Raw genomic sequence first — 12,911 nt, forward strand, 5'->3', positions numbered from 1 at the left:
GCCGGAAGAGCACCACCTGGGCACTGCCCGCCACGCCCTGATACTCAATCCACGCGAAAGTGTTGCAGGCTGGCATTCTTGCAATGCCAAAAGCCAGGAAACCGGCATGCATGCGGAGCCCCGTTCCCGAGACTCTTCCGCACGCCAGCAATTGTAACAAATGCGTGGCAGCTTCCGGCGGACTCAATGCTCGAGCTGCAGGCATCCAAGGACTAGGCCGCCCCCGTGGGGAAGCACGAGGAGAGCACCCAGACCCAGGTCACTCGGGGGTGGATCCTCACCGCGATCGCCGCCGCGAGCGACGAGGTACCCGATGAGGCCACGTTCGCGATCCTCCTGCGGCACCTCGATCCGGCCCAGGAGCCCAGCGATTGGGTGCGCTTCTGGGCGCTCGCCGGGCTTCACCAGTTGAAACACCTGGAGCTGGCCCGACGCGCGAAGGAGTTGCTGGCGGACAGGAAGCGGGAGCCCCGCAACCTCGTGCGCACAACCTGGCCATCGTCATCCTGGCCTACCTGGGCGATGGCGACGGAGCGTGGGAGCAACAGATCCACGACGTCCTCGAGCGCGAGGTGAACCGGCTCCAGGCGAAGCTGAGAGGGTGTCAAAGAACTCGAGCGACACGAGGGGGGGGGTTGGACACATGGCGGGAACGACGGCCACGGGCACCCCCTGAGAGAGCATACCGGCAATGCCTTTCATGCTGGAATGGTCAGACTCGCCGCGCACGAGCTTTCCAGGCTCTCACTCATACGCTCGTAGCGCTTTGGTGAGCGCATCCACGTGCTGGGCTCCGTCCACCTCCACCATCGCGAGCCACGCGGGGATGCGCCACAGCTCGCGCCGCTCGGCGAAGCCCGGGTCCACGGGGGCGAGTTCCCGGTAGCTGCGGAAGAATTCCTCCGGCACCGGCGCGAAGAAGTCGATGTAGGCCAACTCCAACTCGGGGTGGCCGTAGTAGACGGCGGGGTCGAGCAGCACCGGCCCCGCTGGCGTGCTCAGGAAGTTGTTCTGGTGGGCATCGCCGTGCAGCAGGGCCGGCATGACGGGCGGGCCGCAAAGCTCGGGGAGCCGGTCGCCCAATCGCTCGACACGCGCCGCCACCTCCAGCGGCAGGTTGCCCGAGGCGACGGCGGCTCGTAGGCGAGGCATGAGCCGGCGCTCGCGGAAGAAATCCACCCACTCCGCCAGCGGGGTGTTGTCCTGGAAGAGGCTGCCCCAGTAGGCGTGCGTTTCGAATCCGAACCGCTCGCCCTTCACGCCGTGGAGGTGCGCCAGGGCTCGCCCCATCCGCCGCCAGTGCTCGGGGGTTCGCTCCACGACCTCCACCGCCTCCAACACCAGCAGCGCCTCATCGCCGACCTGCACGATGCCGAGGCCTGTCGGGGTGAGCACTCCGGCGCGCTCGGTCAACGTGCGCAGCCCGGCGAGCTCCCGGTGGAACTGGTCCCGCGCGAGGTCCCCGGCTCCCAGCTTCACGAAGATGGAGAATGTGTCGTCGCTCAGGATGGCGGCGGGGTGCGAGGCCGCATCGCTCCGGTCCCGCGCTCCGAGCACCCTCCACGTCCTGCCCAAAAAGGCCGACACGTGCCGCTCCAGGGGAATCCGCACCTCATCCCGTAACAGGCGCTCCGAATGGCCCCCTGGCATCGGTGCTCCCCCGGAAAAGAAAAAGGCCCCAGGTTCCAAAGAACCTGGAGCCCTGAAGAGTGGAGGCGGCGGGAATCGAACCCGTGAGCAAGGCGATAGAAAACCCTAAGCAGGACGCGCTGTTACCCGCTATCGCCTTGATTCTCCTCGGGTTCTTCCTCCCGTCCCGTCCCACCCCCTCCTTCGTGTGCAGTCTCCAACCTCGCTGGAGGGCCACACTGAGGGCACATGCGCCCCACCTCCCCGCCTGCGGCCATCCCCACGCCGGGCGGTGTGCGACTGGCGGGGCCTTCCTGAACGTACAGCTCGCTCTCCCGGTGCCGGGGTCCTGTGCCGGAGCTGCTGCGGCAGGGGCATCGGCTCGAACGGCTGCGAGGGCTCAACCGGGGCGATGCTGGAGGGATAAGTCGAGGCGCGAGCGGCCTGGATACCCGGCCCCCTCCAGTCACGGGCAAGCGGTCCCTGTTCCGGCACCGTCCGCGAGCGCGCGCCCACAGGCCCGAGCTGCGGCTGCCGTGTGTGCCCCCCTCCACCTGCCCCGAGCCGCAGCAGCCGCGCCGCTGGAGCCCTCTCGCGCGCCCCTGGTTCGCGCCTCACCGTTCCACAGGCCCGGCAACCTCGCGCCCTGGGGCCTGCATTGCGCCCGAATGGGCTGTCGGCTGCATTGGCGCGCCCCCTGGCCCGAGCTGTGGCTGCCGTGTGCCGCCCCCCCTCGCGTGCTCGTTCGTCCCTGTCAGGGCGCGCTCGCATACTCCGAACAGCCCCACCAGGACTCGCTAGGTCCTGACTTGATGGAGGATGTAGCCATGCGTTTCCGAGCGTGCATCGCACTTCTGCTCTATGTCTCAGCCTGCGCTACGTCAGCGCCGAGCCCCCGAGAGTCAGCGGCCCGAGACCCGAGGCTCGCCAACCTCCAGCGAGCGGCGACGCTGCCCTGGACGGACGGGGGGCGTTGCGCCGTCCGTGAAGCTTCTGAGCCCTGGCCCGTGTTGGCGGAGCGGTGCTTTTATGCCCTCGACCATGACCGGATCGAGTTTCACGACATCGCGGGACGATGCGCGATTGCCTCTGCGGGTGCCGCGGCAATGGGGCTCGGGGTCTGCGTCCTCGCGGCGCCGGAGATCGTCGTGGGGGCTGTGGTCGTCGCGGGCGTGGTGGTGGTGGGCTTCGCCATCAAAGAAGCGTTGGATACCTACGCGGAGAAGAGGGGCCGTCCCCAGGTAAGCCCCGCGCCTGAAACGCGGCCCGTGCCTGAAACGGAATCGTTCACGTCGCTGTTTAATGAGAACACCAAGGAGCAGGAAGATGCGAAGACTGGACCGAGGATTACTGAGGTCACGGAAGAGGAGGGCGTGATTGAGATCGTTGCAGAAGGCGAGAATGGCGAGATTCGAATCATGGGCAACATCGAAATCAATGAGGGGACGATCACGCTTGATCAGGCCCACATTCAAGGTCAGGGCGCCGGAACAAGCGGTTTGAAGGAAATGGGTGAGATTATCCGTGAGTTCGGGCGATCACGTGGTGCAAGCGAAGTCATCATTCAAGGTGCGACGCGAACGACCGGAGCGCGCCCCGGTCACACGCCTCGTCCAATTCGAGTCCGTGTAAAATGAGCCCCATTCAACTCGTATTCTCGGGCTGGAAGGACGAGCCTCGCTCGGTGGATCTCGTTCATCTTCTTCGTCGTGAACTCAAGCTATCGCTTGGTGTCTCCAAGCGGATCGTGGATTCTATTGTTGCTCGGCCAGTGGAGATGGTCGAGGTCTCCAATGAGCTGGTCGCGAAACGGGTGCGCGAACTCGGTGCAGGTATCGGACTATATGCAGCCGTGAAGGGACCGAAGCTCTATTTCACTGGCCTGAGACCCAACGCGAATCGGGAATCTCTGGTTCACTTGCTCTCGGAGGATGGTGGCCTCGCGGTGGATGAGGCAGGCCGCTTGGTTGACCGACTGGCTAGCTTGGGTGAAACCGCAGTGGAGAGCGATGATCGGGAGTGTGCCCGTAGATGCTGTGAGGGGGCCGAGCTGCTAGGTTTTGTCTGTACTCTCACCGCATAGGGGCTGTGTCCGCTTCCGGTTTCACCTCACAGCGGCCGATGTGATCCCTCCTTATTCAACAGAGGGACACTCGGCTGACCTAAAAAGGAGGGCGACGCGCCAGAACCTTCCTAGTGACAGATGGGTGTTGATGGACATGCGCGAGGAGAAGCGGGTGTAGAGCGACAGCAAAATTGACCCCCTCGCGACACTAAAACTGACCCCCATCCCGGGGCCTCCACACCAGGGAGGTAACCTCGATGGGAGAGACGGCAGCAGTTGTGGCACCCCGCGCGGCGGAGGTGCCGGTGGTCGAGCAGGAAGTGGTGCGGCGGATACGAGTGCTGGCGGAGGCGGGCTGGGGCCACAAGCGGATTGCTCGCGAGGTGGGCGTGGCGCGCAACACGGTGAGGCGCTACCTGCGCGAGGGCAGCGCGGCCGACAAGCAGGTGCGGCCCAAGGCGCGGCGGCTCACAGGAGCCGAGCAGCAGCGCGCGGTGGAACTGTGGGACGGAGCAGCTGAGGGCAACGCCGTCGTCGTCAAGGCGCTGCTGGCCCAAGAGGGAGTGGAGGCCAGCGTGCGCACCGTGCAACGAGCGGTGGAGGAGAGACGGCGGAAGGTGCACGCGGCGCAGGTGGCCACGGTGCGCTTCGAGACGAAGCCGGGGCAGCAGATGCAGGTGGACTTCGGCGAGAAGAAGGTGCGCCTGGGCGGGCAGTTAGTGAAGGTGTTCCTGCTGGTAGCGGTGCTGAGCTTCTCGCGCCGGCTGTTCGTGCGCGCCTTCCTCAATCAGCGAGGAGACGACTGGCGCGAGGGCGTGGCCGCGGCGTTCGTCCATTTCGGAGGCGTGCCGCTGGAGGTGCTCGGGGACAATGCCCGGCCACTGGTCGACGAGCACGACAGACAGGCCGGCACCGTGCGCTTCCACCCGGCCTGGGTGGAGTTCTGCAAGGACTGGGACGTCACCCCCAAGGCATGCGGGCCGTACCGCGCGCGCACCAAGGGCAAGACGGAGTCAGGCGTCAAGTACGTCAAGCGCAACGCGCTGGCGGGCAGGGACTTCGACTCCTTCGGCGCGATGCAGAGGCACCTGGAGGAGTGGATGGCCGAAGCGGATGCACGCGTGCACGGCACCACGCACGAGCGTCCCCTCGACAGGTTTGAGCGCGAGGAGAAGGCCGCGCTGCGCCCGCTGCCCTCGCGTCCGTTGCCGCGCCGCCAGCAGAGGCTCAAGCGCAAGGTGGCCAATGACGCGCTCGTGGACGTGGACACGGTGCGCTACAGCGTGCCGCACCGGCTGGTGCGCGAGAGCGTCGAGGTGCAGGTGGGCGAGCAGCAGGTGCGCATCTTCCACGCCGGCAAGTTGGTGGCCACCCACGCACGCGGCAAGGAGCCGCACGCCCGTGTTGTCGACGAGGCGCACTGGAAGGGCCTGTGGCGGCCGCGCACTGTGGAGCCCGCTGAGGAGAGCTCCAAGCTGGCCGTGCACGGGCGCTCGTTGGAGGACTACGCCGCCGTGGTGGAGCAGGCCGAGAAGCGAGGTGCCGCATGAGCCACGAGCTCATCCACGCGCGCGTGCTCGAGCACCTGGAGCGGCTGCGCCTTGGACACCTGGTCGAGCGGCTGGACGCGCTGCTGGCGGAGGCGGCGCGCACCGAGCCCACCTACCTGGACTTCCTCGACGCGCTGCTGCGCGAGGAGATGGGGGCCAAGCAGCGCAAGCGAATCAGCATGGGAATCACCATCGCGCACTTCCCAGCGGTCAAGACGCTGGAGGACTTCGACTTCAAGGCGCAACCCTCGGTGGATCAGCGGCTGGTGCGGGAGCTGGCCACCGGCAGATTCATCGCCCAGGCGGAGAACGTGCTGCTCTTCGGCCCGCCGGGAGTGGGCAAGACGCACCTGGCGATTGGACTGGGCCGCGCGGCGGTGGAGACCGGGCACTCCGTCCTCTTCACCAACGCCACGGCGCTGCTGGCGGCGCTGGCCAAGGCCGAGAGCGAGGGGGTGCTCAAGGACAAGCTCAACTACTTCGCCAAGCCGAAGCTGCTGGTGGTGGACGAGCTGGGCTACCTGCCCTTCGAGAAGCGCAGCGCCCACCTCTTCTTCCAGTTGGTGGCGCGTCGCTACGAGAAGGGCAGCATGCTGCTGACCACCAACCAGATGGTGGGCCAGTGGGGCAGCGTCTTCGGCGATGACGTGCTGGCCGCGGCCATCCTCGACCGGCTGCTGCACCACAGCCACACGCTGCTCATCCAGGGCGAGAGCTACCGGCTGCGGCAGAAGAAGAAGGCCGGACTGCTGAGCCGGGGCGTGCCGCAGGCCACCAACAGCGGAGCTGAGGCCGAGCGCTGAGCCTCGGCAGTCGCCTCCGCTCGCCCTCGCTCAAGAAGCAGCGAGGGCGAGCTCCGGCGGACGCACGCAGCAGAACGACGTAGCATCTCGACGTAGGACAACGGGCCCTGGGGAGGGGGTCAGTTTTAGTGACGTAAGGGGGTCAAAAATTCCTGTCGCCTGACAGCGGGTAAGGCACTCGCTGCGGGGGTTGGTGCGCACGGACCTCTTGCTGTTGGTGCGCATCCCGTAGCGCAACGTTGCCTGTCGCGAACGCCTGACGGCCATGCAATGCCCGAGTACTTCATGGGGTGGCGGCACCATCGTCGCGCCGAGCCTTATCGACGGCCGGGAATGTGACGTTCCCAAGGGTGACGGTGCGCGGCCCCTGCGCTTCCCACAGTTTGAGGGTGCAGGGGCAGGCGAGCTGCGCGCGCTCACCCTCGATGCCCACCACGACGGCACCGGCACCATTCGGGGGGATGGAAGCCTCCTGCCACGCGGCAAGCTCCACCTCTTCCCCCGTCGAGTCCACCAGCGCCGCCCCCGCCAGCGTCCAGGGCTCAGCGCCGGGGTTCTTGAGACGCAGCCGCACAGCCACGCTTGCCGGTTGGGCCTCACCCATGCGGGTGTAGCTGTAGCTGTAGCTGTAGCTGTAGCTGTGCTGAGCCATCCCCTCATTTTAGCAGGGGAGCAAGGGAGCGGCGTGTAGGCAGACTGGTGCGAGAAGTAGGAAGGGCGTGATTACTTCTGCGGTCATGCGCAAGCCACGCCTCAATGACCAGCAGGTCCATGCATTCCTGGAGTCGCTCTTCGAGGAGGACCTGCACGCCAAGCGCATCCTCTCCTTGTCCTATGCGGTGCTGGGCGTCATCTTCCCTCTTCAGGCAAGGCTGCGAATACTACCAGGCCATTCCCATGATGCCGGAAGACAGACTTCTGCCCCTGATGGTTCGATTCGCTGAATTACTGTCCGAACAACCCGTTTTCCGGGAAGTTTTCGGTCCAATATGAGGGGATAGCTCAGCTGGGCTACGTCTCCGGCCCTGTCGGAGGTTTCGATGCCGACGGTATATGCAAGGCCTTTGGCATCCCGAGCCGCTATCTCGTTTCGCTCATCATCTGTGTCGGCCACGAAGGCGAGGGCAACTGGACGAAGAAGCCGCGCAAGCCCGTGGATGAAATCCTGTTCATCGACCGGATGCGACCTGACTGAAGTGGTTGCGGTTGGCCCCCGCTCCCCGAGGTTTGATTCTCTCGGGGAGCGGAGCGCGCCGTGACCTACGGATGCTTCACTGCGGCGTGACCTTGAGCACCTTGCCGTTGGTGGCGTCTGTGAGCAGGTAGAGGGCGCCCTCGGGGCCCTGCACCACCTCGCGGATGCGCGAGTTCAGGTCCTTGAGGAGGTGCTCCTCGCCCACCACGCGGTCATTGCGCACCATGAGCCGCACCAGCGCCTGGGAGGCCAGGCCGCCGATGAACATGTTGTTCCGCCACTCGGGGAACAGGGTCCCGGAGTAGATGGTCATCCCCGAGGGGGCAATCACCGGATCCCAGTAGTACACGGGTTGCTCCATGCCCGGAGCCTGGGTGGTCTCGTGGATGGGCGCGCCGGAGTACTCCTCGCCATACCCGATGGTGGGCCAGCCGTAGTCCTTGCCTGCCTCGGGGCGGTTCAATTCGTCACCGCCCTGCGGACCCATCTCCACCGTCCACAGCCGGTTCTGGCTGTCGAGCGCCGCGGACAGGACGTTGCGGTGACCCACCGACCAGATCTCCGGCTTCGCCTCCGGGTTGTTCAGGTACGGGTTGTCCTGGGGCACGGTGCCGTCGGGATTGATGCGGACGATCTTGCCGAAGTGGCTCCTCACGTCCTGGGCCTGGACGCGGCCCTCGAGGATGGAGCGCTCCCCGAGCGTGACGAACAGCTTGCCGTCCGGGGTGAACACCATCCGTCCCCCGGAGTGCAGCGTCGACTCGAGCGTGGGCATCATCTGGAAGATGACCTGGACGTTCTCCACGCGAGGCGGCGCTCCGTCCACGAGCCGCGCGCGCGCCACCGCCAGCCCGTTGCCGCCCGTCCGGGGCTCGGAATAGGTCCAGTAGATGAGCCCGCTCTGCGCGTAGTCCGGGCCCACCTCCACGTCGAGCAAGCCGCCCTGACCGCGTGCGTCCACGGCGGGCAGGCCTTTGACGGCGGGGGACTTCGCGCCCTGCTGCGTGACGATGTAGAGCGAGCCGGTGGCCTTCTCCGTCACCAGCATGCGCTGGTCCGGCAGGAAGGCGATGGCCCAGGGGTTCCTGAAGCCCGAGGCAATCTCCGTGACCTTGATGGGCGTCTGCGTCTTGATGGCGGGGACGCGCGTCTGCCCGGGGAAGGCCGGCTTGAACTCGGGCACGTTGGGCGGGCCCTGCGGAACCGGGGGACCGCTGGGAAGCGGATCCTCCGGAATGCCCGCGTCGTCACCAGGGACTCCCGCGTCGTCACCAGGGACGCCCGCGTCATCTCCAGGGACGCCCGCGTCGTCACCAGGGACGCCAGAGTCCTGCTGCTGCGTGACGCCCGAGTCCGGTGGCGTGGGGTCTGGATCCTCTCGGCAACCGACCAGGAGGGTGGCGACGATGAGGGGCATTGACAGTAGGCGCATGCGACTCACTCCTTGGGGGAAAGGGGGCAGGCTTGAATATCAGGTTTTTCGAGTTGGCCGGGAAGGACGCGTTGAGACCTCATGGGAAGGAGCTCAGGCGCGTGCGGGCCGACTTCAAGAAGCGCCCCAACGCGGTCTCGGCCCCCGCGGACGAGCGCCTCCGGAGGGAGACGGTGATGGCCAGGCCCAGCTCAATCTCCGGAGGCTGGACTGTCTCCAGAAAGAGTCGGGCGACTGCCTCGTCAATGCCCGCGGCCGACACCGTCCAGCACATGCCCTTGTCGGTTATGCTCCCAGGGCGAGGACGTCCGCGAGCCTACCGCCCGTTGCAAATCGCTCCATCTGGCCCTACCCATGTCACGGAAGGCCTGAGTCCAGAAGGAGCGAACAACCATGCGTCCGAAGCAAGTCCTCGGCGCCGTGCTCGTGCTCGCCGCCATCTTGGTGCCGCGCGCGAGGGCCGAGGCGTCCCAGCCCCTCAAAATCCTGCAATGGAACATGGCCGGCGCCGCTCGCAACGGAGGGGACGGCCCGCCCGTCGACCGGCTGGTGGAGAAAATCAAGGAGCTGCGGCCGGACATCGTCTCCATCAACGAGGTGTGCCACAGCCAGGCGACCTTCCTGCATGACTCGCTCGCCAAGAGCGGCATCGCCATGAACTGGCATTTCGGGCGGGCGTCGAAGAACTTTCTCAATCAGTGCAACGGGCTCTTCGGCGCGGACGCATGGGCGGGCAACGCCGTCTTCACCACCGCGCCCATCCGCGAGGAGAAGGACTACTGGTTCAGCGGGACGAACATCGTCGAGGAACGCTCGACGGAGACCCGCGGCTTCACCTGCCTGACGGCGGACTTTACCCACCCCGTGCGGGTCTGTGCGATTCACCTCGACCCCGGCGGGGCAACAGAGGCCACCCCCGTGGCCCAGGCGAGCGCCATCGTGGACAAGTTCCACAAGACCCTTGAAGACTGGCCCACCCTCCTCCTCGGGGACTTCAACGCCACGCCCGAGCACTACCTCCAGCGCCTGTATGCGCCCGAGGTGGGGGGCCAGGGGGTGTTTTTCGAGGTCGACATGGACCGAGGGCAGCCACCTCGGGGCGAGCCCACCCATGCCGAGGGCAAGCTCGACTACATCTTCGCTAACAGTGGCTTCTTCGACCGGCGAATGACGGCCCGGGTGCTCGACGGTGGCAAGTGCTCGAGCAACGGAGGCAAGGACTGCTCCGACCACAAGATGCTCTATGGAGAAGTCACTCTCCAGGACGCTCCCCCGGGACACCGCGGGGGCGCGCGCTTCGAGTGAGGCCTAACGAGCACGGGCCAGCCGAGCCTGCGCACCTGAGTGCGCAGGAGAGGGCCGGGGTGAGGGTTGAGCGCGAGTCCCACGGTGTGCCGCTCAGCGCTCCGTCTCAGGGAAGGTGTCAGACGATTTTCCTGGTCATCCGAGAGGAGACCATCGAGGAGGCGGTGCGGCAGGCCGGGGGGCGCACGCTCGTGCTCAAGACGAGCGGCCGGACCGACCACGAGACGGCGCGCCATTTCTACGAGCCCAGGGGCTACACCCGCGCTCTCATGCACTCCCACGAGCGAGTCTCAATACTTGTTGGAGAGCAGCGGGGGGTCCTGCCGCCGAGCACCCGCCGACGTTCCTGGGAGGAGGTAGTCGACCATGCTCGCGGTTGCTCGGTTGTTCGCGCAGTCCAGGCCGGCCACGGGGCTGGACTGGGAGTGGGTCGTCGAGATCTCGGGGTACGTCCTCCTCCTGTTTGCCGGCCTGGGCCTCATCTTCCTGACCATCAAGGTGCAGGGCCGGCTCCAGCGTGGCGGAGCGAGCCAGCTCATCACTTTCAAGGACCTCTTCACGTTCAAGACGAACACCGTCGGGCTCTTTGCCCTCATCGGCGTGTTGCTCATTGGTGCCACGCTGTTCCTGCGCACCAAGGACTACCGCAGGCAAATCAACGCGGTGGAGACGACCCAGGGAGAGCTCGAGAGCGAATTGAAGGTGGAGCGTGCGCTGCGAGAGGAACAGCAGTCCGTGCGCCTGGAGTACCTTCTCGAGTTTCCCGAGGAGGGGGCGAGGCCGGGGGACCTCGCGGACGTCAAGGTGTATGCAATGGTCTATTCCTCGGAGAAGTCGGAGCCGCAGAGGGTAGATGTGCTTGAAAAGCCCGAAACGGGTGCGATCCGCGCCACCGTGGAGGAGCTGAATGCCGGTGACAGTGTCAGCCTTCACGCCACGGACGGGGAGCAGAGCTGGAAGAGCGACTACTCCGTGGTTCCCTCCGTCCCGGTCCCGATGCACAAGCGCGAGGCGGAACAACACACGGGACACCTTCCATGACCTTCGAGGTGACGCCCTTCGGCTTGGAGGCCTGGCCGCCCGCTCATGCACTCTCACGAGTGGGTCTCAATAGTAGGGCGAGGGTGGGTCCTGCCGCCAAGCGCCCACTGATGTTCCTGGGAGGAGGTAGTCGACCATGCTCGCGGTTGCTCGGTTGTTTGCGCAGTCCAGGCCGGCCACGGGGCTGGACCGGGACTGGGTCGTCGAGGCCCTGGTGTACGCCATCCTCCTGTCAGCCGGCCTGATCCTCATCTTCCGGACCATCAGGGCACAGGGCCGGCTCCAGGATGACGGAACGATCCATCGCCTCTCCATCAAGGAACTCTTCACGTTCAAGACGAACGCCGTCGGGCTCTTTGCCCTCGTCGGCGTGTTGCTCGTGGGTGCCGCGCTGTTCCCGCGCTTCAAGAATTACCGTGGGGAACTCGACGCGGCGCAGACGAAGCAGCGAGATCTCCACGACCAGGTGATACAGGAGCGTGAGCGGCGGAAGCAACAGGAGTCCGTGAGCATGTTGTACCTTCTCGATTTTTCCGAGGAGGAGGCGGCAAGCCCAGGGGACCTCGCGGACGTCAAGGTGTCCGCGAAGGTCTATTCCACGACGAGGCCGGAGCCGCAGCCGGTGGAGGTGATTGCACAGCCCGAAAAGGCTTCAATCCGCGCCATCGTGAAGGATCTGCATGTCGGTGACAATGTCATTCTTCAGGCCAAGGACGGGAAGCAGACCTGGACGAGCGACTCCCTCGAGGTCCCCTCCGTCCCGGTCCAGATGTACAAGAGCGAGGCGGAAGAACACGCGGGAGGCCGTCCATGATCCTTCCTCTTGCCGCACTCGGGTTGCTGCTGCTCGGACCCCTCACCCCGGGCGCCCCCCCGACATTCAATGCGCGATCCCAGGGCGGGACAGCGAGGGCGCCCATCCCTCGGCTCTCCTTCGTCCTTCTGCAGCAGGATGAAGAGCTCCGGGCGGGCCACGTGTCCACACATCTCAAGCAGAAGCTCTGGCGCTGGACCGTCTATATCCAGGCGCCCAAAGACGTCCTTCAGCGAGTCAAGTGCGTGGAGTACGTGCTCGACCGCACGTTTCCAGACCCTATTCGTGAGGTCTGCGATCGGGGAACGGGGGCACAGGCCTTCCCGCTCAAGGTAACGGCATGGGGGCCCTCCACCGTGCGCATCCGCGTGCGCTTCCTGGATGGTAGAGTCCAGGAGCTGGAGCACGAGCTGACATTCTGAGCGCCCCCCGTGGCGGAGGGACCCAGGGCGGGGTGTCAGACTCTGCTGGCCGGAGCCGGAGGCGACCAGAGCCTCCGGGCATCCCCCTCGTACTGCCGCATGAGCAACTCACAGGCCGCGCGCAGGTAGCGCGCCATCATCCCCGGGAAGCGGTGCAGGGCTTTCGGCCGCCGGAGGGCGTCCTCGAGGACCTCATGGGGAATCCGCACGAGTTCCGCCGGCTCTAGCGTCCCGAGCCTCTCCCGCAGGTGCCCTGGCGCGAGCCACGCCTGATTCGCGCGCTGCCCCTGATTGAAAAGGACGCCGAACAGGAACGCGGCGCTCTCCTCCCGTCCGTCAATGCTCCCAAGCGGGAACCGCGCAGCCTGCCCGCCAGCCACCGTCGGCCGCGCTCCAAGTCTGGCCTCGCGAGTCATTGCCCGGCCCTCCGCTCCCCCAAGCAGGTGAGGAGGGGGCGAGCGTGGCGCTTGAAGCAGCGGCCAGCAAGGAGCCGATGAAGGAGCGGATGCCTCGAGTGGACTGGGCGAAGCTGCTGCGCAGGACGTTCGCGTTGGATGTCTTCACCTGTGCCAGGTGTGGAGGCAGGCGCCGGGTGTTGGCGTACCTGATGGCCTCCTCATAATGCCCCACCTTCCTCCACACTTATTTGAGCAGC

15 protein-coding genes are annotated in these 12,911 nt (G+C 66.1%); 11 read left to right on the top strand and 4 right to left on the bottom strand.

All coding sequences use genetic code 11. From position 1 onward, the window contains the following. Positions 1-225 precede the first annotated feature (225 nt). Positions 226-576: a hypothetical protein gene (locus DAT35_RS56640; protein WP_108077807.1), complete on the top strand. Its 351-nt coding sequence runs from the start codon at positions 226-228 to the stop codon at positions 574-576. Between the two features lie 168 nt (positions 577-744). On the opposite strand, the gene DAT35_RS56645 is transcribed toward DAT35_RS56640, so the two are convergent. Then, positions 745-1,587: a fructosamine kinase family protein gene (locus DAT35_RS56645; RefSeq protein WP_158502434.1), complete on the bottom strand. Its 843-nt coding sequence runs from the start codon at positions 1,585-1,587 to the stop codon at positions 745-747. Positions 1,588-2,636: 1,049 nt separating this feature from the next. Between DAT35_RS56645 and DAT35_RS62625 the strand changes: the two genes are divergently transcribed. The 4 genes from DAT35_RS62625 to istB all read left to right on the top strand — a co-directional run bounded on the left by DAT35_RS62625 (position 2,637) and on the right by istB (position 6,047). Then, positions 2,637-3,266 carry a hypothetical protein gene (locus DAT35_RS62625; RefSeq protein WP_369946720.1) on the top strand — a complete coding sequence of 210 codons (630 nt, stop codon included), beginning with the start codon at positions 2,637-2,639 and terminating at the stop codon, positions 3,264-3,266. After that, positions 3,263-3,712 (top strand): hypothetical protein, encoded by a 450-nt coding sequence (locus tag DAT35_RS58655; protein WP_146210324.1) that lies wholly within the window; start codon positions 3,263-3,265, stop codon positions 3,710-3,712. Before DAT35_RS62625 ends, DAT35_RS58655 begins: the two co-directional genes overlap by 4 nt. Before the next feature lie 239 nt (positions 3,713-3,951). Next, positions 3,952-5,244: an IS21 family transposase gene (istA, locus tag DAT35_RS56655; RefSeq protein ID WP_108077809.1), complete on the top strand. Its 1,293-nt coding sequence runs from the start codon at positions 3,952-3,954 to the stop codon at positions 5,242-5,244. Then, positions 5,241-6,047 carry an IS21-like element helper ATPase IstB gene (gene istB, locus DAT35_RS56660; RefSeq protein ID WP_108077810.1) on the top strand — a complete coding sequence of 269 codons (807 nt, stop codon included), beginning with the start codon at positions 5,241-5,243 and terminating at the stop codon, positions 6,045-6,047. The genes istA and istB overlap by 4 nt, the downstream gene beginning before the upstream one ends. A 283-nt stretch (positions 6,048-6,330) precedes the next feature. On the opposite strand, the gene DAT35_RS56665 is transcribed toward istB, so the two are convergent. Further along, positions 6,331-6,699 carry a DUF2381 family protein gene (locus DAT35_RS56665; protein ID WP_146210325.1) on the bottom strand — a complete coding sequence of 123 codons (369 nt, stop codon included), beginning with the start codon at positions 6,697-6,699 and terminating at the stop codon, positions 6,331-6,333. A 67-nt stretch (positions 6,700-6,766) separates the two neighbouring features. On the opposite strand from DAT35_RS56665, the gene DAT35_RS56670 reads away from it, so the two are divergent. Next, entirely contained in the window at positions 6,767-6,991 is a 225-nt protein-coding gene (locus tag DAT35_RS56670) for a hypothetical protein (RefSeq protein ID WP_158502436.1), read from the top strand. Between the two features lie 327 nt (positions 6,992-7,318). Here the strand turns inward: DAT35_RS56670 and DAT35_RS56675 are convergent, their stop codons facing one another. Then, entirely contained in the window at positions 7,319-8,674 is a 1,356-nt protein-coding gene (locus DAT35_RS56675) for a PQQ-dependent sugar dehydrogenase (RefSeq protein ID WP_108077812.1), read from the bottom strand. 393 nt (positions 8,675-9,067) lie between these two features. On the opposite strand from DAT35_RS56675, the gene DAT35_RS56685 reads away from it, so the two are divergent. From DAT35_RS56685 to DAT35_RS56700, 4 genes are all read left to right on the top strand, one after another. After that, positions 9,068-9,979 (top strand): endonuclease/exonuclease/phosphatase family protein, encoded by a 912-nt coding sequence (locus DAT35_RS56685; RefSeq protein WP_108077814.1) that lies wholly within the window; start codon positions 9,068-9,070, stop codon positions 9,977-9,979. 366 nt (positions 9,980-10,345) lie between these two features. Further along, positions 10,346-11,020, top strand: a complete 675-nt coding sequence (locus DAT35_RS56690) for a hypothetical protein (RefSeq protein ID WP_108077815.1) — start codon at positions 10,346-10,348, stop codon at positions 11,018-11,020. A gap of 136 nt (positions 11,021-11,156) precedes the next feature. After that, positions 11,157-11,834, top strand: a complete 678-nt coding sequence (locus tag DAT35_RS56695; RefSeq protein ID WP_108077816.1) for a hypothetical protein — start codon at positions 11,157-11,159, stop codon at positions 11,832-11,834. After that, positions 11,831-12,256: a pYEATS domain-containing protein gene (locus tag DAT35_RS56700; protein ID WP_108077817.1), complete on the top strand. Its 426-nt coding sequence runs from the start codon at positions 11,831-11,833 to the stop codon at positions 12,254-12,256. The genes DAT35_RS56695 and DAT35_RS56700 overlap by 4 nt, the downstream gene beginning before the upstream one ends. Positions 12,257-12,291: 35 nt before the next feature. Here the strand turns inward: DAT35_RS56700 and DAT35_RS59715 are convergent, their stop codons facing one another. Next, entirely contained in the window at positions 12,292-12,465 is a 174-nt protein-coding gene (locus tag DAT35_RS59715) for a hypothetical protein (protein ID WP_158502438.1), read from the bottom strand. Positions 12,466-12,716: 251 nt separating this feature from the next. On the opposite strand from DAT35_RS59715, the gene DAT35_RS56710 reads away from it, so the two are divergent. Continuing rightward, the gene (locus DAT35_RS56710) at positions 12,717-12,878 is read left to right on the top strand and encodes an ATP-dependent helicase HrpA (protein ID WP_108077819.1); all 162 of its coding nucleotides are present in this window, start codon (positions 12,717-12,719) and stop codon (positions 12,876-12,878) included. Positions 12,879-12,911 lie beyond the last annotated feature (33 nt).

The organism is Vitiosangium sp. GDMCC 1.1324 (assembly GCF_003044305.1).
In the GTDB taxonomy this organism is placed as follows: domain Bacteria; phylum Myxococcota; class Myxococcia; order Myxococcales; family Myxococcaceae; genus Archangium.

Coding starts and splice junctions, on each gene's coding strand:
- DAT35_RS56685 (WP_108077814.1), top strand. CDS start 9,068: ATGCGTCCGAAGCAAGTCCTCGGCGCCGTGCTCGTGCTCGCCGCCATC.
- istA (WP_108077809.1), top strand. CDS start 3,952: ATGGGAGAGACGGCAGCAGTTGTGGCACCCCGCGCGGCGGAGGTGCCG.
- DAT35_RS56665 (WP_146210325.1), bottom strand. CDS start 6,699: ATGGCTCAGCACAGCTACAGCTACAGCTACAGCTACAGCTACACCCGC.
- istB (WP_108077810.1), top strand. CDS start 5,241: ATGAGCCACGAGCTCATCCACGCGCGCGTGCTCGAGCACCTGGAGCGG.
- DAT35_RS56675 (WP_108077812.1), bottom strand. CDS start 8,674: ATGCGCCTACTGTCAATGCCCCTCATCGTCGCCACCCTCCTGGTCGGT.
- DAT35_RS56695 (WP_108077816.1), top strand. CDS start 11,157: ATGCTCGCGGTTGCTCGGTTGTTTGCGCAGTCCAGGCCGGCCACGGGG.
- DAT35_RS58655 (WP_146210324.1), top strand. CDS start 3,263: ATGAGCCCCATTCAACTCGTATTCTCGGGCTGGAAGGACGAGCCTCGC.
- DAT35_RS56690 (WP_108077815.1), top strand. CDS start 10,346: ATGCTCGCGGTTGCTCGGTTGTTCGCGCAGTCCAGGCCGGCCACGGGG.
- DAT35_RS56700 (WP_108077817.1), top strand. CDS start 11,831: ATGATCCTTCCTCTTGCCGCACTCGGGTTGCTGCTGCTCGGACCCCTC.